This is a genomic window from Acinetobacter tibetensis (assembly GCF_023824315.1).
Classification (GTDB): Bacteria; Pseudomonadota; Gammaproteobacteria; order Pseudomonadales; family Moraxellaceae; genus Acinetobacter; species Acinetobacter tibetensis.
Map to the genome: position 1 here is coordinate 2,252,769 of NZ_CP098732.1, position 19,736 is coordinate 2,272,504.

General features: G+C 40.7%; 20 protein-coding genes and 1 pseudogene. 15 read left to right on the plus strand and 6 right to left on the minus strand.

Annotated features, from left to right (window positions below):
* Positions 1-34: 34 nt before the first annotated feature.
* The 3 genes from M5E07_RS11000 to rpsB all read right to left on the minus strand — a co-directional run bounded on the left by M5E07_RS11000 (position 35) and on the right by rpsB (position 2,347).
* Complete coding sequence (locus M5E07_RS11000) at positions 35-511, minus strand: DUF3465 domain-containing protein (RefSeq protein ID WP_252219259.1); 477 nt, start codon at positions 509-511, stop codon at positions 35-37.
* A gap of 63 nt (positions 512-574) precedes the next feature.
* Positions 575-1,450 carry a translation elongation factor Ts gene (tsf, locus tag M5E07_RS11005; protein WP_016167396.1) on the minus strand — a complete coding sequence of 292 codons (876 nt, stop codon included), beginning with the start codon at positions 1,448-1,450 and terminating at the stop codon, positions 575-577.
* Between the two features lie 144 nt (positions 1,451-1,594).
* On the minus strand, positions 1,595-2,347 hold the full coding sequence (gene rpsB / locus M5E07_RS11010; RefSeq protein ID WP_116759304.1) for a 30S ribosomal protein S2: 753 nt from the start codon (positions 2,345-2,347) through the stop codon (positions 1,595-1,597).
* Positions 2,348-2,557: 210 nt separating this feature from the next.
* Between rpsB and map the strand changes: the two genes are divergently transcribed.
* The 6 genes from map to M5E07_RS11040 all read left to right on the plus strand — a co-directional run bounded on the left by map (position 2,558) and on the right by M5E07_RS11040 (position 9,335).
* Entirely contained in the window at positions 2,558-3,403 is an 846-nt protein-coding gene (map, locus tag M5E07_RS11015; RefSeq protein ID WP_116759305.1) for a type I methionyl aminopeptidase, read from the plus strand.
* A 306-nt stretch (positions 3,404-3,709) separates the two neighbouring features.
* Entirely contained in the window at positions 3,710-4,780 is a 1,071-nt protein-coding gene (locus M5E07_RS11020; RefSeq protein ID WP_252219261.1) for an OmpW/AlkL family protein, read from the plus strand.
* Between the two features lie 427 nt (positions 4,781-5,207).
* Positions 5,208-6,554 (plus strand): MFS transporter, encoded by a 1,347-nt coding sequence (locus M5E07_RS11025; RefSeq protein WP_252219266.1) that lies wholly within the window; start codon positions 5,208-5,210, stop codon positions 6,552-6,554.
* Positions 6,555-6,926: 372 nt separating this feature from the next.
* Positions 6,927-8,141: an MFS transporter gene (locus M5E07_RS11030; RefSeq protein ID WP_252219270.1), complete on the plus strand. Its 1,215-nt coding sequence runs from the start codon at positions 6,927-6,929 to the stop codon at positions 8,139-8,141.
* A complete protein-coding gene (locus M5E07_RS11035; protein WP_016167390.1) occupies positions 8,134-8,271 on the plus strand; it encodes a hypothetical protein in 138 nt (45 codons plus the stop codon). Before M5E07_RS11030 ends, M5E07_RS11035 begins: the two co-directional genes overlap by 8 nt.
* A 107-nt stretch (positions 8,272-8,378) precedes the next feature.
* Positions 8,379-9,335: a TauD/TfdA dioxygenase family protein gene (locus tag M5E07_RS11040; RefSeq protein ID WP_252219272.1), complete on the plus strand. Its 957-nt coding sequence runs from the start codon at positions 8,379-8,381 to the stop codon at positions 9,333-9,335.
* A gap of 75 nt (positions 9,336-9,410) precedes the next feature.
* Here the strand turns inward: M5E07_RS11040 and sthA are convergent, their stop codons facing one another.
* The gene (gene sthA, locus M5E07_RS11045; protein ID WP_116759310.1) at positions 9,411-10,826 is read right to left on the minus strand and encodes a Si-specific NAD(P)(+) transhydrogenase; all 1,416 of its coding nucleotides are present in this window, start codon (positions 10,824-10,826) and stop codon (positions 9,411-9,413) included.
* A 195-nt stretch (positions 10,827-11,021) separates the two neighbouring features.
* On the opposite strand from sthA, the gene lipA reads away from it, so the two are divergent.
* Positions 11,022-12,035 carry a lipoyl synthase gene (gene lipA, locus M5E07_RS11050; RefSeq protein ID WP_116759311.1) on the plus strand — a complete coding sequence of 338 codons (1,014 nt, stop codon included), beginning with the start codon at positions 11,022-11,024 and terminating at the stop codon, positions 12,033-12,035.
* 83 nt (positions 12,036-12,118) lie between these two features.
* On the opposite strand, the gene M5E07_RS11055 is transcribed toward lipA, so the two are convergent.
* Positions 12,119-12,376 (minus strand): hypothetical protein, encoded by a 258-nt coding sequence (locus tag M5E07_RS11055; protein ID WP_044739361.1) that lies wholly within the window; start codon positions 12,374-12,376, stop codon positions 12,119-12,121.
* A 151-nt stretch (positions 12,377-12,527) separates the two neighbouring features.
* Between M5E07_RS11055 and M5E07_RS11060 the strand changes: the two are divergent.
* The 7 genes and pseudogenes from M5E07_RS11060 to M5E07_RS11090 all read left to right on the plus strand — a co-directional run.
* A pseudogene (locus tag M5E07_RS11060) lies at positions 12,528-13,010 on the plus strand (acetamidase/formamidase family protein); the annotation flags it as partial.
* A gap of 443 nt (positions 13,011-13,453) precedes the next feature.
* Positions 13,454-13,741: a hypothetical protein gene (locus M5E07_RS11065; RefSeq protein ID WP_252219275.1), complete on the plus strand. Its 288-nt coding sequence runs from the start codon at positions 13,454-13,456 to the stop codon at positions 13,739-13,741.
* A gap of 510 nt (positions 13,742-14,251) precedes the next feature.
* Positions 14,252-15,145 (plus strand): LysR family transcriptional regulator, encoded by an 894-nt coding sequence (locus M5E07_RS11070; RefSeq protein WP_252219278.1) that lies wholly within the window; start codon positions 14,252-14,254, stop codon positions 15,143-15,145.
* Positions 15,146-15,355: 210 nt separating this feature from the next.
* Entirely contained in the window at positions 15,356-16,057 is a 702-nt protein-coding gene (locus M5E07_RS11075) for a CoA transferase subunit A (RefSeq protein WP_252219281.1), read from the plus strand.
* Positions 16,058-16,059: 2 nt separating this feature from the next.
* Entirely contained in the window at positions 16,060-16,716 is a 657-nt protein-coding gene (locus tag M5E07_RS11080) for a CoA transferase subunit B (RefSeq protein WP_252219282.1), read from the plus strand.
* An 81-nt stretch (positions 16,717-16,797) separates the two neighbouring features.
* Positions 16,798-17,979: a thiolase family protein gene (locus M5E07_RS11085; protein ID WP_252219284.1), complete on the plus strand. Its 1,182-nt coding sequence runs from the start codon at positions 16,798-16,800 to the stop codon at positions 17,977-17,979.
* A gap of 85 nt (positions 17,980-18,064) precedes the next feature.
* Positions 18,065-18,454 carry a carboxymuconolactone decarboxylase family protein gene (locus tag M5E07_RS11090; RefSeq protein ID WP_016167377.1) on the plus strand — a complete coding sequence of 130 codons (390 nt, stop codon included), beginning with the start codon at positions 18,065-18,067 and terminating at the stop codon, positions 18,452-18,454.
* Between the two features lie 54 nt (positions 18,455-18,508).
* Here the strand turns inward: M5E07_RS11090 and M5E07_RS16370 are convergent, their stop codons facing one another.
* Positions 18,509-18,634: a KGW motif small protein gene (locus M5E07_RS16370; protein ID WP_265735813.1), complete on the minus strand. Its 126-nt coding sequence runs from the start codon at positions 18,632-18,634 to the stop codon at positions 18,509-18,511.
* Positions 18,635-18,832: 198 nt separating this feature from the next.
* Between M5E07_RS16370 and M5E07_RS11095 the strand changes: the two genes are divergently transcribed.
* Positions 18,833-19,714 (plus strand): alpha/beta hydrolase, encoded by an 882-nt coding sequence (locus tag M5E07_RS11095; protein WP_252219286.1) that lies wholly within the window; start codon positions 18,833-18,835, stop codon positions 19,712-19,714.
* Positions 19,715-19,736 lie beyond the last annotated feature (22 nt).

Consider the following 19,736-nt stretch of genomic DNA (forward strand, 5'->3'; position numbering starts at 1 on the left):
TTTGTTGTATAGAACAAAATTGCTCTCTCATTTTTTATTGATAAATTCTTCCTTGATGTTTTAACCAACCACCAATGTGCTGCCGCTCTGGATCATGATGCGTCCAATGAATTATCCCACCCTTCGGGTTGTATTCATATTCACCATAAAACTCAACCGTATCCCCTTTTTGTACATTTTCTATTCTGGGTGCTAAATCAATATTATGTGCGACCAATACAGTCAAGCCATTCTGCAAGGACAATATAAATTTCTGGTGCCTTGAGCCTTCATGATCATCCGCAAGAATCGCTTTAACTACGCCACTTGCACGGACTTGAACATTATTTTGTTGTTGCTGAAATGCCTGTTGTATTTTCTGACGATCATCAACTGTTGATACTGTTTCCGATGGCGTTGTGATTGGAGATTCATTCTTAGGAGGCGTATGCTGTTCTCGGTTTATTCCTAGATATGCAGCAATAAGCACCAGAATAACAACGCCTATTCTCAAATTTGTTTTATTCATCATTTTTTATCCTTTTTATTTGATATAAAAAAAGCCCCAGAAGGGGCTTTTTTTTGCAAAATAAAATTATTTTGCAGCAGCTTGAGCAGCAGCAACTTCTTCAGCAAAAGAAAGTTCAGCTTTCTTCTCAATGCCTTCACCCACTTCGAAACGAACGAATTGAGCAACAGTTGTACCAGTCGCTTTTAATACGTCAGCAACTTTCTTATCGTTGTCAATTACGTACATTTGACGCTCAAGTACAACTTCGTTCAAGTATTTCTCAACTGAACCAGTAACCATCTTCTCAACGATGTTTGCTGGCTTGCCAGATTCAATCGCTTTCGCTTCAGCAATTTCTTTCTCTTTCGCGATAAGCTCAGCAGAAACGCCTTCAGCAGTTACAGCAACTGGGTTGAACGCAGCAACGTGCATTGCAACACCTTTACCAGTGTCAGCTTGACCAGTATAAGCAACTACAACACCAATTTTTAAACCGTGTTTGTAAACTGCAAGGTTTTCACCTTCAACAATTTTAGCACGACGTACTTGGATGTTTTCACCGATTTTTTGAACAAGAGCAATACGCGCTTCTTCAACAGTCGTGCCATCTTCAAGTTTAAGTTCAGCAATTTTAGCAGCATCAGTTTCGCCAGCAGCAAGTGCAGCAGCAGCAACTTTCGCAGAGAAGCCAGCAAAGTTTTCGTCTTTAGCAACGAAGTCAGTTTGGCAGTTTACTTCTAAAAGAATAGCTTTGTTGCCTTCTTGAGCGATCGTGATCGCGCCGTCAGCAGCGATGTTACCCGCTTTTTTAGCAGCTTTAGCTTGACCAGATTTACGAAGGTTATCAATCGCTAATTCGATGTCACCGTTCGCTTCTGTTAATGCTTTTTTACATTCCATCATTGCTAAACCAGTACGGTCACGCAATTCTTTAACCATGCTTGCAGTAATAGCAGTCATGTGTATCTCCTAAAAATCGGTAGAAAATGAATTCTTTTTAGAACAGAAACGGCCCAGAGGGATGCTCATGGGCCGTCTGCATACATGACGCTTACTTTGCCACCATCACATGTCGCAAAAATGACAAGCTTGCGTCAAAACGCATTAAGCCTCAGGAGCTTCTTTAGCAGCTTCGTCGCCTTTTGCTTGTGCATTTGCTTGTGTTTGAGCGTACTCTTTACCAGCAAGGATCGCATCAGCCATAGCAGAAGCGTAAAGTGTTACTGCACGGATCGCATCGTCATTACCCGGGATAACGAAATCTACGTTGTCTGGGTTAGAGTTTGTATCAACGATACCGATTACAGGAATACCAAGGTTTTTAGCTTCTTTAATCGCGATTGATTCGTGGTCAACGTCGATTACGAATAATGCGTCAGGTAAACCACCCATGTTTTTAACGCCGCCTAAAGCACGTTCAAGTTTGTCCATCTCACGAGTACGCTCTAAAGCTTCACGTTTAGTAAGCTTAGCAAAAGTACCGTCTTGAGATTGAGTTTGAAGGTCTTTCAAACGGTTGATAGATTGGCGAAGTGTTTTCCAGTTCGTCAACATACCACCTAACCAACGGTGATCTACATATGGTTGACCAGCGCGTTGAGCTTGTTCACGGATGATGTTAGAAGCAGCACGTTTAGTACCAACGAACAATACTTTGTTCTTTTTGCTTGCAAGATTGTTAACAAAGTTCAAAGCATCGTTTAACGCAGGAACAGTGTGCTCAAGGTTGATGATGTGAATTTTGTTACGCGCACCAAAAATGTATTGACGCATTTTTGGGTTCCAGAAACGAGTTTGGTGACCAAAGTGCGCACCTGCTTGAAGAAGGTCGCGCATGCTTACGTTGTAATCTGCCATTTTCTTTACCTTAAAGTTTGGGTTAGGCCTCCATATATCCGCATTCTCCACCCTTAAAAGGGCACCCAGAGTAATGTGTCGATATATGTGCGGATTTTTTACCTATTTCAATCAAATGACTCGTAAAGATATTCACGAAAAAGCATTTGATAAAATGGGCGGCTATTTATACCATAGTCACATATAAATTTCCAAAAGTTTTTAGAGATCATGAATACAACTTATCAAGCTCCCCGTCGATTAATTAAAACTGCCGATGAAATTGAAAAAATGCGTGTGGCGGGACGACTGGCGGCAGAAGTGTTGGATATGATCAAACCGCATATCAAACCAGGGGTAACGACCCTCGAATTAGACACGATTTGTCACGATTATATTGTGAACGTACAAAATGCGATCCCTGCATGTTTAGGTTATGGTGCGGCACCTGGTCGTCCAGCGTTTCAGCACACCATTTGTACTTCAGTGAACCATGTGGTGTGTCACGGGATTCCATCTGAAAGTAAAATCTTAAAGAAAGGCGATATCTTAAACATTGATGTCACTGTAATTAAAGATGGTTATCACGGCGATACCAATATGATGTACGTGGTGGGTGAAGAAACTTCGATTCTTGCTGACCGCTTATGTAAAGTTGCTCAAGAAGCCATGTATCGTGGTATTGCGACGGTTAAACCAGGTTCGACCATTGGTGATATTGGTCTAGCAATTCAAAAATATGTTGAATCAGAACGCTTTAGCGTCGTTCGTGAATACTGTGGTCACGGTATTGGTACGGTATTCCATGACGAACCTCAAGTATTGCATTATGGTCAAGGCAACAGTGGCATGATTCTGGAAGAAGGCATGACCTTTACCATTGAACCAATGGTCAATGCAGGCGTATGGCAAACCAAGTTATTGGGTGACAAATGGACAGTTGTGACCAAAGATCATAAGCTTTCTGCGCAATATGAACATACCATTTTAGTGACTAAAGATGGCGTTGAAATTTTAACAGCCCGTCCTGAAGAAGATTTATCTCGTTTTCAGACTGAAACCGTGTCATTGGCTTAAAATCTAAGTCAGTTGTCAAAAAGGTCACCTTCGGGTGATCTTTTTTTATATCCAAAAACAACCACCCCAAACTTTTTTCTTTTTCATTAATAAGTATTTAGAAAAGACTCAAATAAGTTGTGTCACGTGCGCTCACGCTTTTTAGAAATAACATGATTGATTGATAAGTAACAGAACCATAAAAAAATCACGGTAATTTTCACAATTTTTTAAAACTATACCTGTTCGAAAACAACAGTTTTCTTTCGCTGCTCTATTGAATAATGCCCCTGAATAAAAATGATGAAAATGGACATGGAGTCCCCTATGCAGAAAACAGGATTAGCATTTTCAATTGCGATGACCCTTATCCCTACATTTAGCCATGCTAAATCCCCTTATTTCAGCCTAGAAGATGGTGATGGCTTTAAACGTTTTTCCATTTCTGTGGGTGCATTACATGTTATGCCACAAGGTCAAGCCCAACCGTTTCGAGTCAATACGGCAGTCAAGGAAGGTGAAACTGCGAAAGTCGGCAGTATTCAAGCGCAAACCGTTTTAGACAATATTCGATCAGGCAGTGACGTTAATCCACTGTTAAAAGCAGCTCTTAAAGGATTGGCTGCAATTGATGCTCCCGTCCCTTCAAGTCTCAGTGGTACTGCCGAAATACACGGCTTAAGCCAATGGGATAATGCGGGTACTGGACTTCAGGCAGATGATGTTACAACTTTAGGCATCATGAGCAATTATTTCTTTACCGACCATGTTTCCGTTGAGGTCAAAGCTGGGATTCCCCCTAAGGTCGATTTACAAGGTCAAGGAAAAATCTATGCTCCCTTTTCAGCCATTGCCAGTCCTTTAGGCAGTGTTTTAGGTCAACTGGAACTTGAAAATGATATTTTGATTACCGATTTGTCTACTCATGGCACTGCTGCTTCGGCTCGGGCATGGACACCTGCATTTGAATTGCAATATCACTTTGGCAAAACTGGGGTGAATAAATTTCGCCCCTATGTCGGTTTTGGCGTCATGTATGCTTATTTTAATGAATTAGAAATGAACCCACGTATTGAACAAGATTTAATTGCCGCTGGTCATATGATTGCCAACATTAAAGAAGGTCAAGCTGGCGGATCTTTGGAAGGTAAAACCAGTTCTGCCAACCCTCAAGTGGATCTTGAAGCATCTGATGCCTTTGCACCAATTGCCACAGTTGGATTTACCTACGATTTTAATAGCAATTGGTTTGCTGTCGGCTCGGTCAGTTATGCTCAACTCAGTAATGACACCACCATTACCGTGACCGATGCCAAACTCGGTGAACTTATCCGCTCCAAAGCCGATATTGAGATCAATCCAATTCTCGCTTATGCAGGCATTGGTTATCGCTTTTAAAATTTGAAAACTCATTCGGATTTCTCTTCATGGTATTCATTAAAATAGTATGAATACCGTGGAATAACTGCTGAGTTTTATCCCCCCAACTTATCATCTAAAGTGCATTGTTCTGATGCACTTTTATTGAATGCTTTAAAGAATGAATTATTTTTGATCAGATTTTATCCCTTTTTATCCAGCGGGGTTTTCTCAGAATTTCATGACCTCTAAACTCATGTTGACCAACAAACTCACGTGTTTAATCACAGTATCCGTTGAATCAAGCCAAAATCACACTTTTGGCATATTGCTTGCATTTTAATCTATAAGATGAATCAACGTCGATTCACACAGTACATAGACGGCCAACGATGTCCGTTCTGATCGGATTACAAGCAGCTTAAAAAACTTGTAAACAAAATTACGCTCAGTTCAGGGGATGGTTATGTCTTCAACAATAAATAGCGATGCAAAAAAAGCGACACAAATTAAACTTTTTAATTTTTCTACACCCGCCATGCGTGCGTTCCATATGACTTGGCTCGCATTCTTTGTCTGCTTCTTTGCATGGTTTGCCTGCGCACCGCTCATGCCTGTAATTAAAGGCGAATTTAATTTAACCAAAGATCAAATTGCCAACATTAATATTGCAGCCGTTGCGATTACTATTTTAATTCGCCTGATTGTCGGTCCATTGTGTGATAAATATGGTCCCAGAAAGACCTATACGGCCCTTTTATTACTCGGCAGTATTCCTGTATTTGGGGTTGCCGCTGCCAATACCTACGAATCCTTTTTATTTTTCCGCCTACTGATTGGTGCCATTGGCGCGAGTTTTGTCATTACCCAATATCATACCAGTATTATGTTTGCACCGAATGTCGTGGGTACAGCAAACGCGGCGGCGGCGGGTTGGGGTAATGCAGGCGGCGGCGCAACACAAGCCCTCATGCCACTTCTTCTTGGGGCAATTGTAATGTTTGGTGTAGAACAAAGCATGGGATGGCGTATTGCCCTGCTTGTACCGGGCATCATGATGGTGATCGTGGGCATCTTATATTGGAAGCTTACTCAAGATTGCCCTCAAGGGAATTTTAAAGAACTTCGTAAAGAAGGCATTGAGGTAGGAAGTGGCAAAAAAGGCGGTACAGCAATTTTGCTGCAAGCTGCACGCAATTACCGCGTTTGGATTCTATTTGTATCTTATGCTGCATGTTTTGGTATTGAAATTTTCATTCATAATGTTGCTGCAATGTATTATGTAGACCACTTCAATATGGGCCTTAAAGAGGCAGGTTTAACTGCGGGTATCTTTGGTCTATTGGCACTTTTTGCTCGTGCTTTGGGTGGCATTGTTTCAGATAAAATTGCAATCGTAAAAGGCCTAGATGGACGCACCAAAGTGTTATTCACTCTAGTCTTACTTGAAGGTTTATTCTTAATCGTATTCTCTCAAATGAATACCGTCACACTCGCTATTATCAGCATGACCGTATTTGCACTCTTTACCCATATGGCATGTGGGGCAACTTATGCACTGGTGCCTTTTATTGACCGTGATGCTTTAGGAGGTGTTACAGGGATTATTGGTGCTGGGGGTAATGTGGGCGCAGTGGCTGCTGGCTTTTTATTGAAAGGCGTATTAGACGTACAAACTTGCCTATTTATCCTTGGTGGTTTAGTCACAGTTGCGGCCTTTAGTGTCATTTTAATTCGCTTTTCAGTTGAACATAAAACCAAAGAAAAACAACTTTTTGATCAAGCTGTATTAGAGCGAAATAGTTTAGCGTAAAACTTTAAATCCTCAGGTACAGATGATGGTGTATTCACGCTCTGTACCTGATCAAAATAACCTACTCTTTCTTATGTGAAACATTAACTTGATTCATAGACCCATAAATCACTCATCAATATAGAATTAATTCTTGAATGTATAAATCCTGATAAATGACAAATCCACGGCATCAAATGTTGAACTATTTCTAATCCAGCAGTGTCCTAAATATGCAAATAATGACTATTTCAGTAGCTTTCACATATTCATAAGGCTGCACTAATCCCCCAATCATTACGTCACTTTTCAAATATTTTAATCACATATCGAATGTAATCGATATATTGCGTACAATACAGCCAAACTCATATTTCAAAGACGAATGCGGCAATGACCCAAAGTCAATTTTCAAAACCCCTTATTTATATGCTGATTGGCAGCGCTATCATTTTGGCGCTTTCGCTAGGTGTTCGGCATGCATTTGGACTCTATTTGGTTCCTATGAGCCATGAATTTGGTTGGGGGCATAACGTTTTTAGTTTAGCAATTGCTTTACAAAACCTCATTTGGGGTGCTGTACAGCCCTTTACAGGGGCTTTTGCCGATAAATACGGCAGTAAAATTGTCATCACGGTAGGAGGTATTCTCTACGCGATTGGCTTATTACTCATGTCCGTCAGCTCAACTGGCTTTATGCTAAATGTCAGTGTCGGTCTGATTTTAGGTTTAGCCTTATCGGCCACCTCTTTTCCTGTGTTACTTTCTGCGGTTGGGCGTGCAGCCCCACCTGAAAAACGTAGTTTGGCTATGGGTATTGCCAGTGCAGCAGGCTCGTTTGGACAATTTATTATGCTGCCATCCACCTTATTGCTATTGCAAAATATTGGTTGGTCAGCCGCTTTAATTGTTAGTGCGATTTTAATTGCCTTTATTGTTCCGCTCGCTTGGATGCTAAAAGCACCCATGTATGTTGCACCGAATAGCCAAACGTCAAGTAGCGCACCTACGCTCAGTTTTAAACAAATTTTGAACATTGCAAAAGCCCATAAACCTTTCTGGTTTTTATCTTTAGGTTTTATGGTGTGTGGCTTCCAAGTGGTCTTTATTGGTATTCACCTCCCTGGTTATCTGATTGATCATGGTTTTGATGCAACCACAGGCACCGTGTTTCTCGCTTTAGTGGGATTATTCAATATCTTTGGTACGTACGGTGCAGGCTGGTTAGGGGGAAAATTTTCCAAACCTAAACTACTCATGGGTTTATATGCGCTGCGCGGCATCGCCATTATTGCTTTTTTAGCCTTACCGTTAAGTACATGGACAATCTATAGTTTTGGCGTCATTATGGGTTTATTATGGTTATCTACCGTCCCATTAACCAACGGAATTGTCGCCAATATGTTCGGCATTCGTTATTTGTCTATGCTCAGTGGTATTGTATTTTTTACCCATCAAGTCGGTTCATTTTTTGGTGGATGGCTCGGTGGTGTGAATCATGACATGACGGGTAATTATCAAGCGGTTTGGATGATTTCAATTGCTCTCAGCGTTTTAGGTGTACTGGTTCATTTCTTTGTCGATGAAAAGGCGGTGGTCCATGAATAATTCATCTCTGTTTTGGCTTAAGACATCGATTAGCGCGGTTGTACTGGGACTGATTATTGCTGCCATTGCACTCTGGCTACAAACACCGCAACTCTTCGAATACTTTAATCAAGCTTTCTGCCCACACTAATCTCTTCAAGACTGGCTCTAGTTTTCATAAACTCAGCATTTATTCTTATTTCAAAAAATGCTGAGTTTTTCTTAGTTTAAAACAACAAGAAATTTAGAGTAATAATAATGACCAATCTTACACAACTTTCTCAAGCCATTCACGATGAACCGCAATGGCATTTAGCTGATGCTCTTCAACATCCAAATGAAATTCAAATTACCCCATTGAAAGATCAAGCTTTAGGTGCGGTTGTGACAGGCTTAGATGCACGTAAAGCTCAGTCAGGCGAAACCATTTTCCGTCTTAAACAAGCCCTAGCCGAACATTTAGTTTTGATCTTTAAACAACAAAGTTTAGATGATTTACAATATCTAGCTTTTGCTAGCTACTTTGGTTCCATTTTCCGCCCAAGCGCTGACAATTCAGTACTTGCCAGCCAATCGGACACTGGTGTCCCACCTGATGTTGTCCCTGTGTCAAATGCAGTGGGGCAAGGAGACTACACAGGTCACGGCGAGCTAAGTCCACATGCCGATCACCAATGGACACCTCTTCCCTCTTTCGGCTCACTGCTTTATGCCATTGAACTTCCACAAAACGGTGGACAAACCACTTGGTTCAATACCATTAAAACCTATGACGCCCTCTCAGATGAAATTAAAAAGAAAATCGACGCGTTACAGCTCATTACCTATAACCCCTTTGTCCGTGTACAAAGTAATACAGGGACAAGCGGTTATGCAGATTCACCTTACTACCGCTTTAAAGATCAACCGATTTTAGGACATGCCTACCCACATCCACTTGTACGCATTCACCCTGAAACGGGACGTAAAGCATTGTGGCTGAATACACGTTCGGAAGTTGAATTGGTCAATGTGAATGATATTGAAGGGAGTGAACTCATCGCAGAGCTACGCGCACATATTCTAAAACCAGAGTTCCGCTACGAACATCATTGGGAAACGGGAGATATCGTGTTTTGGGACAATCAAGTCACATTACATTCGAGAACACCCTTTCCCGCAGAACAACGTCGCCTATTAAAACGTATTAGCTTGGCAGGTGCTCGACCTTTCTAAACGATATTCATCATTCCGCAGCACATAAAAAAGCCCATTAATTAAAATGGGCTTTTTATTCACTTCACTGAATGTTTAGAACAAACGGTTCATACCATTCAAAGTCGCTACACGGTACGCTTCAGCCATTGTTGGGTAGTTAAATGTCGTTTCCACAAAATACTTGATGGTATTATTTGGACTGTTCATCACTGCTTGACCAATGTGAATAATTTCCGCAGCGTTATTACCAAAGCAATGTACGCCCAAAATTTCCAAAGTATCGCGGTGGAACAAAATCTTCAATTCACCGACGGTATCACCTGTAATTTGCGCACGGGCTAAATGACGGAAAGAGGCCTGACCCACTTCATACGGAATTTTTTCTTCCGTTAATTGCTGTTCATTCTTACCAATCGAAGAAATTTCTGGAATGGTGTAAATCCCTGTAGGAATATCAACTACGGGTTCAACACCTTCTTCACCACTCATGTTTGCCCCCGCACAACGACCTTGGTCATAAGCAGCAGAAGCCAGCGATGGCCAACCAATGACATCACCCGCAGCGTAAATATTCTCAACTTCAGTTTGATATTGATCATTCACGGTAATTTGACCGCGGCTGTTTGGCGTAATACCAACATTCTCTAGTCCAAGGCCATCTGTATTACCCGAACGGCCATTACACCATAAAATCGCATCGGCCTTAATTTTCTTACCACTGAGCAAATGCATGACCACGTGATCATCAAACGTTTCGAGATGATCAATCTGTTCATTGTGACGAATCAACACACCTTGTTCACGTAAGTGATAAGAGAGTGCATCTGAAATTTCATCATCTAAATAGCTGAGCAATTTCATTTGGGTATTAATTAAATCAACTTTATGATCTAAGCCAATGAAAATTGACGCATATTCACAGCCAATTACACCTGCACCATAAATGATGATTTTCTGGATCGAGAAATCCAAATCCAAAATTTTATCTGAATCAAATACACGTGGATGATTAAAATCAAGCATGGCAGGACGATACGGACGGCTACCCGTCGCAATCACCAACTGCTTGAACATGATGGTTTCTTTAATCCCTTCAGGCGTAAAAACCAAAATTGTGTTTTGATCTTGGATATAGGCACGGCCGTGGAAAATATCAATCTTATTACGATCGTAAAAACGCGAGTGCGTCTCAACCTGTTGTTGAATGACTTTATGCGCATTGCGTAGCACTTGTTTCATGGTGAATTGTTTCCAATCCCCCACTTTTTGGAACATTGGATCGCGTTGATAGCGAATAATGCTCGATACTGTTTGACGCAATGCCTTACTTGGAATTGTGCCAACGTGGGTACAGTTGCCCCCCAATTGCTCTCGCATATCAATAATTGCAACACGCTTGCCCGATTTAGCAAGTTTCATTGCCGCGCCTTCGCCAGCAGGACCCGAACCGAGAACGACCGCATCGTATTTCACGAAAGTTCCACTAACGACCTCTTTCTTACGTGCCATTCAACGCTCCTTTTCTATAAATCTGTGTCTATTTTCGCTCTATTATGACTGAAAATAGCTGACTTTGCTGTATTTCATAGTCATATATTGAATGATGACGACATTTAGAAAATGAATAGTGTTTTTGCCCTATCAATGTGCAATTCCGTTATAATATTTGCATATCTCTCCGTGTAAACAGTGGAAAAGTTGAATATGTCTGAAAGCCGTAAACCTGAACAGGGTGTCAAACTTCGTGGTGCAGAAAAAGTTTCACGTATTCCTGTCAAAGTTGTTCCTACGGTTGAAGTGCCTCGTAAGCCAGACTGGATTCGTGTCAAGATGACAGCGCCTGAGGAAGTTCAACGCATTAAAACAACTTTACGTGCGCAAAAATTACATACTGTATGTGAAGAAGCTGCCTGCCCAAATTTACCAGAATGTTTTGGTGGTGGTACGGCAACCTTTATGATTATGGGTGACATCTGTACTCGTCGTTGCCCATTCTGTGATGTTGCTCATGGCCGTCCAAATGCGCTTGACCCAGATGAACCACGTCATATGGCTGAAACCATTTCAAATTTAGGTTTGAAATATGCAGTCATTACCTCGGTAGACCGTGATGATCTATTGGATGGTGGCGCACAGCACTTTGTCGATTGTATTAAAGAAGCGCGTAGTTTAAGCCCGAAAACCTTACTCGAGATTTTGGTGCCAGACTTCCGTGGCCGTATGGATATTGCCTTACGCATTATGACCGAATGCCCACCAGACGTGTTTAACCACAATATTGAAACTGTGCCACGTTTGTATAAAGCCATGCGTCCAGGTTCAGATTACCAACACTCTTTAACATTACTTAAAATGTTTAAAGAATACTGCCCAGACGTTCCAACCAAATGTGGTTTGATGGTCGGTATTGGTGAAACTGAAGAAGAAGTCATTGCACTATTAGATGACTTACGTGCGCATGATGTGGACTATGTGACCATCGGTCAGTATTTACAGCCATCTAAAGAACATGCACCGATTGACCGTTTTGTCAGCCCAGAAGAATTCGAGCGTTATGCTGAACATGGTCGTAAACTTGGTTTTAGAAACATCTGGTCTGCACCAATGGTTCGATCAAGTTACTTTGCTGACCGCCAATATTATGGCGAACCTGTACCCGCAGTGCGTCGTAAAGTAGATCCAGCAAAGAAAATTGCCGTGCAAACGATTGAAGCTTAATTAAGTCTTTGATTTTAAAAACCCTTTAAATACATGATTTAAAGGGTTTTTTATTATCATAAACTTCAATTAAAGCAATTACGCTATATCCAGTACACGTTAAAACTATAAAAAAACTCATTCACTTCAAAGCGAACTTGATAACCCAACTGGGTCAATTCAGCCGAAAGCTCCCGAATTTCACTTAGCGGTAAGTGCTTAGGTAAAACAGCAAATACGGCGGTATTCCCCTGCTGAGCACTTTCTTCAATTAATTTTGCTAAGCGCTCTTTATAGAGGTTGATATCTAATTTGGCAGTTGCCGTAAGAATTTTGGCATGTTCGGCTGTAATAAAGCTCATTCTTGTTCTCTTGGTATTGATGAATTATTTCTTTTGATCATAGCAAATAGAATAGACGTAAAGGTGAAAATTTGTACGCATTTTATCTTTCAATTTCAAACATCACCTATTTTCAAAAATTGAGCTAACCTCACTTTTTTTAAAAATAGTCTCAATGTATGGTGGAAATATTGACATTAATGAGCTTGGTGCGGGTGCAACTGCCTATTATCCAGTACAAGTCAAAGGTGCACTTTTTTACACAGGTGACAGCCATTTCTCACAAGGGGATGGTGAAGTTGCACTGACGGCATTGGAAGCATCTGCACGTGCGACCCTCAAATTTACGTTGTTGAAAGCAGGTAAGGACAAGATTCCGGGGCAAGAAATTAAACAACCTTTAGCTGAAAATGCAGAATTTTGGATTACTCCGGGTTTAGATGCGGATCTAGATGAAGCAATGAAAAAATCTACCCGTGAAGCAATCCGTTTTTTACATCAGGAATACGGTATTGATGAAGCGACTGCCTATGCGTATTTAAGTGCCGCAACAGATTTTGAAGTTTCACAGGTGGTTGACCGTACTAAAGGTATTCATGCCAAAATCCGCAAAGCCGATTTCAAAGAGTTTGAGTCAAAAAATCCTAGCAAATAACTGATAATGAAAATGAAGGTGATTTGGCAATCACCTTTTTCAAATCTGCAACATCAACATCATTCTCTTAGATCCAACATATCTTGCCTGTTTCGGCTCACCATTTTTTACAACTCATCACCACATTTATACGTCAGGCAATTGATTAAAAAATCAGCTAAATTATAAACTATCTATATACGCTACAGGATAAGAAGAATGACAAGATTCAAACCGTGCATACACTTGTTACGATAAGGATACATGGATAATTTAAGCCAATGAAAACGATTCGATCTCATGTGAGTTAGAGCGAATTGGTCTGTGTCGATAAGTTAAATCACCCCTAAAACTTAAAGACCTTCAAATGCTAGACTCAGGTATGATCCAAAGAATTCCGGGTCAAAATGTCACTCATCCCAGTCCTGTAAGTTTGCACATAAGAATCTTTACAGGAGGTTGATATGAATTTTCTAACAAATTTATTGGTCGCAAAGCCTCTTTCCATTTTCGGGATTGCCTGTATTTTTTTTGTCGGCTATTTAATCGTACGTAATTTTAGCCACCAGCATAGCGCGAAATATTTAGGACTGACCGCAATTTTATGGCTGCTTTATGCGCTCTGGGAATTTTTAGTTCAACTCAAATCACCAAACGCTAATATCCGTATTGATTTACTGATTATCTGGCCAGTAATTTTCATATTAACTTTAATTTCAATGCTGTTGCTGTTTTTTAAAAGTGAGAAATAAAGAGCTAAGCGGGCATATACTCCGCCTCTAAAAAGAACCAGTCGTTTCCCACTGGTCAAGGAAAAAGCGGCGACCCTATCTAAAGAAAAACGATTCTTTTATGGTTAGATAGAGCCGTATCTTGAGTTGTACGTATTATTATTGTGTGGTGTATGCACCATCCATAACTACAGCCCGCCCTGTAATTCACATCTTCTTTGAACTGTACAATCACACGTTGATAGTCATATAAAAATGCACTGATAATACCGACAATCAATGTCAAACCTACCGCCCAGCAAGTTCTTTTTCAGGGATTTATGCATCGTTATGTGCTTATCCGTTTTGTCATCAAAATAAACCAAGGATTCAAGTTAGTGAACCTATGGCTTAAGCAGGATTCAGGTTAAAATAAAGTATAAATAAATCTAATCATCTGTAACTTCATTGTTTTTTGCATTTTATGTGAAAAAGGCTCAAAATCAAGCCAGACCTCATCTTTCGCTTAGCCCTTGTAGTACACACCTACTTATGACTTTAAAACAACTAAAAGCCTTCTTAGCCCTCGCTCGCAGCTTGAACTATGCCAATGCATCAAATGAACTCCACCTGAGTCAATCTGCTTTAAGCCTCACCATCAAAACCCTAGAAGAAGAGTTAGGTGGAAAACTTTTTAAGCGAAACACGCGTCGAGTAGAATTGACCTTTGAGGGAAAATCCCTAATTCCTTATGCCAGAAAACTATTGGCAAACTGGGAAGATATGGAAAAAGATGTGAAACAACGTTTTAAATTACAACGTGGTACGCTCAATATTGCCTCTATGCCTTTTGTCACACACGCAATCATGCCGAACGTGATTCAAAATTTTTTAAGCTTACATCCCAATATTAATTTTTCTATTCATGACATTACCAATGAGAAAATTATTGAAAATGTGCTCGATGGTATTTTTGAACTCGGTATATGTTTCGAACCACAACAGATTGATATGCTTGAATTCTTACCGCTATTCAATGAAGATTTTCTCGCCTTATTACCCAAAGCACATGCTTTAGCCCATGCAACTTCAATTACATGGAAAGATCTCTGTGCCAATCCTTTCGTGACCTTGCAACAGCCTTCGATTGTGCGTCATCTGATTGAAGAAAATTGCAAAAATAATGATATTCAATTGGACTTAAAAGTGGAGTGTCATCAAATCAGTTCGTTATCGAGTTTTGTTGCGCTTGGCATTGGAGTCAGTGTAATTCCACGTCATTTTCAGCAATTTATCGATACTGAAAAAAATGTACTGATTGAATTACAAGATCAGGATCTAATTAAACCTGTTGGAATTATTTATAAAAAGAATTTTGAGATTTCTAACATCACAGCGCAGTTTATCGAAACCTTAAAACAATACAATTATAAAAATCACATATAAATTAATCAATTACAATTATTCTCTCTTCCCTCCTCACTCACCTATCTGATTTGATTACAGGGTTCCGCCATTTTTTATGCTGAATTTTGCCTATTTTCCACCCCATTATTGAGTTTTTCTGATTAACTGTTTGAAAATTTAAACTTCATTCTACGCACGAGCAATGCTAATAATGAGTTCATACAAACTAAGGGATTTAGAGAAGTTGATATGAATAAGCTCTATTCAAATGCAACACTTGCTTTGCAAGATGTCGTGCAAAATGGACAAACGATTGCAGTCGGTGGTTTTGGCTTATGTGGTATTCCAGAAGCGCTGATTGAAGCACTCAAACAAACTGGGGTAAATGACCTCACCTGTATTTCAAACAATGCAGGTGTCGATGATTTCGGTTTAGGCAAACTGTTACAGACCAAACAAATTAAAAAAATGATTTCATCTTATGTCGGTGAAAATAAAGAATTTGAACGCCAATATTTGAATGGCGAACTCGAAGTTGAACTCACCCCACAAGGCACACTGGCAGAAAAATTACGCGCTGGCGGTGCAGGTATTCCTGCATTCTTCACTCAAACAGGTGTTGGCACGCTGATTGCTGAAGGCAAAGAACAACGCGATTTTGACGGTAAGCCATATATTCTCGAAAACTCATTAACGGCAGATGTTGCATTGGTCAAAGCCTATAAAGCTGACAAAGCAGGTAATTTAATCTTCCGTAAAACTGCACGTAACTTTAATCCAGAATGTGCAATGGCAGGCAAATTTACTGTAGTTGAAGTAGAACACGTGGTTGAAATTGGTGAACTCGATCCCGATGACATTCATTTACCCGGTATCTATGTCAACCGCATTATTTTGAATGCCACCCCTGAAAAACGCATTGAACAATTAACCATTAAGCAGGAGGCTTAATCATGGCTTGGACACGCAATGAAATGGCTGCACGTGCTGCACTAGAACTCGAAGATGGATTTTATGTGAATCTAGGTATTGGTTTACCGACGCTGGTTGCCAACTATATTCCAGAAAACATCAATGTCTGGTTACAGTCTGAAAATGGTTTATTGGGTATTGGAGAATTCCCAACTGAAGCAACCGTAGATGCCGACCTGATTAACGCGGGCAAACAGACCGTGACCGCACGCAAAGGCGCTGCATTTTTCTCAAGTTCTGAATCTTTTGCCATGATTCGTGGTGGTCATGTCAACATCGCCATTTTAGGTGCCATGGAAGTTTCAGCACAAGGCGATCTTGCCAACTGGATGATTCCGGGTAAAAAAGTCAAAGGTATGGGCGGTGCAATGGACTTGGTTGCGGGTGTGCAAAAAGTCGTTGTGCTGATGGAACACTGTGCCAAAGATGGTAGTCCTAAGATTGTGGAACAATGTACCCTACCACTGACTGGCCAAGGTGTAATCAATCGTATTATCAGTGACTTAGGTGTAATGGACATTACGCCTGAAGGTGTGAAACTAATTGAGCTAGCGAAAGATGTTAGCTTAGAACAAATTCAAGCGGTTACTGGTGTACCATTAATTGTCGATAACGTTCAAGAAACGGTAAGCGCATAAATCAGATAGGTTAAAGCAGCTTCGGCTGCTTTAATTTTGATTCAACAAGAACGGAACAGATATAAATACACGGAGATAAACATGAATAAAGACATCGTCATTGTTGCTGGTAGCCGAACTGCAATGGGAAGTTTTCAAGGCGCATTATCGAGTCTTTCAGCCCCAGAACTTGGCGCAGCCGTTATTCAAGAGACTTTAAACCGCACAAACGTTGCCGCTCAGGATATTGATGAAGTGATTATGGGCTGCGTTCTACCTGCAGGCTTAAAACAAGCTCCAGCTCGTCAAGCCATGCGTCTTGCGGGTGTACCCGACCATGTTGGTGCAACCACCATCAATAAAATTTGCGGTTCAGGTATGAAAGCTGTGATGCAAGCTGCCGATGCCATTTGCGCAGGTAATGCAGAAATTGTCATGGCGGGTGGTATGGAATCCATGAGTAATGCACCTTATTTACTGCCAAAAGCACGTGCAGGTTACCGTATGGGTCATGGCGAAGTGAAAGACCATATGTTCCAAGAAGGTCTAGAAGATGCAGAAACTGGACTTTCAATGGGGGTTCTGGCACAAAAAATGGCCGATAAAAAAGGCTACACACGCGAGCAACAAGACGAGTTTGCAATTCGTTCTTTAACTCGTGCGCAAGCGGCAATTCAAAATGGTTTCTTACAAGCAGAAATTGCACCCGTGACCGTGTCGAGCCGCAAAGGCGAAGTTGTTGTGGCACAAGATGAAAATCCGTTTCATGCCAATATTGATAAAATTCCAAACTTACGTCCTGCCTTTGCCAAAGATGGCACCATCACCGCAGCCAATTCAAGTTCCATTTCAGATGGTGCATCTGCCATGTTGGTGATGTCGGCTGAACAGGCGGCAGCTCGTGGTTTAACCCCACTGGCCCATATTCGTGCTACAGCAACCAACTCTCAACATCCTTCAGAATTTACCATTGCGCCTGTGGCTGCAATTGAAAAAGTCCTGAAAAAAGCAGGATGGTCTGTAGAAGATGTAGATTTATGGGAGATCAATGAAGCCTTTGCTATGGTGACCATGGCAGCTATTGATGCTTTCAATCTGGACCCTGAAAAAGTCAACGTAAACGGCGGTGCATGTGCATTGGGTCACCCATTGGGTTCTTCAGGTTCCCGCATTATTTTGACTCTTATTTATGCCTTAAAACGCTTGGGTAAAAGCAAAGGTGTGGCTACGTTATGTATTGGCGGTGGTGAAGCGACTGCCATTGCCGTTGAGCTTGTCGCTTAACTGTCAAGTCTCGAAAAAATCATACAGATCAAAGTGATAAAAGGTTAAACTTTTATCACTTTTTTAATGAAGAAGAGTGACTCAAATGTCTCAGCAAGATTATGAAAATGGATTAAAAGTTCGTACCGAAGTCATGGGAGAAAGTTTTGTCAAACGTGCCCAAGACAATACCGTACCTTTTACTCAACCGTTACAAGATTGGATTAATGAGCATGCTTGGGGCTCGACTTGGCAACGTGAAGGTGTGTTACCTCGTAAATATCGCTCATTAATTACCCTTGCCTTTTTAACTGCACTCAAAAGTCCCACTGAACTGAAAGGACATGTCCGCGGTGCACTCAACAATGGTGCAACAGTTGAAGAAATTCAGGAAGTGTTATTACATAGCTTGCCCTATTGCGGCGCGCCCGCGACACAAGAAGCCTTTCGTGCAGCTTTAGAAGTCATTACTGAATATCAAAATAACAACTCATAATCTACCACCTATTTAGAGCCATATCTTATGGCTCTAAAAGTCTTATTTTAAACCTTATAGATTTTGTGCAATTGTATATACGAGTATCAGGCTTAATTGCAGCCCCACCACAACAGCGAACCACTTCCAACCCTTTTGTTTTAGCACGATCTTATTCGGATAAGTTACTGTTTTTATCATTCTCTATCTCCAATACAGTTTTATTGCTAAAAAGAAAGAAACATATTTTTTAGATTATTTATTAAGCAAATTTTACACCAACTTTTTAGATCCTGACACGATTAAAATTATTCAATCGTTATTCTTATTCTGTTTTAAAGTCACACAAACACATCTACAGCAATGTTAAAATAAAGAAGAAAAAGAATTTGGATAACAATGAAACGTATAGCTCCCCTAGCCACTTTCTGTCTGTTCGTATTTCTAAATACGCAAACAACCTATGCCAATTTCTTTCAAAATCTTGAAATTTTTCGACCAAAAAATACAATTCACAATATTTCTTATGGATCAGATACATTACAAAAATTAGATGTCTATCTCCCGAAGTCCAATCACTCAAACCTAAAAAATCAAAAACTTGCACCCATTTTATTGATTGTACATGGTGGAGCGTGGAGTATTGGAGATAAGTCTCATCAAGGTTTGATTCAACATAAAGCGACCTATTGGAATCAGCAAGGTTGGGTGGTAATTTCAGTGAATTATCGCTTAGTCCCTAAAGTCACCGTGCAACAGCAGACACAAGATATTGCGGATGCACTGAATTTTGTGCAAAAGAATGCCTCAAATTGGCAGGCTGATAATCGAAACATCGTGATTATGGGACATTCAGCAGGTGCACATTTGGTCACCTTACTCTCTACTCACCCAGAATGGATTTCCAACTTTCCCAAACCATGGAAAGCAACGATTGCCTTAGATAGTGCTGGCTATGACTTAGAAGCCACCATGTCCAATCAACACGCTCAATTTTATGATCGTGTTTTTGGGCCTTCTAAAGAAAACTGGCGTTTAGTTTCACCCAAAGTTCAGTTAAAACATTCGATGCCTGCTTTTCTGGCGGTCTGCTCCACCATTCGTCCTGATCAATCTTGTGTACAAGCGCATTCATTTGTTCAACAAGCCAAAGCTTTAGGCACGACCACAGCCTATTTGCCTCTACCCTTATCTCACGCCGAAATTAATCGGAACTTGGGTCAAAATAACGACTATACCCGTCAAGTTGATCAATTTATGCAACAGCATTTACAACATTAATATCTAGGCAAAAAAAAGCCAC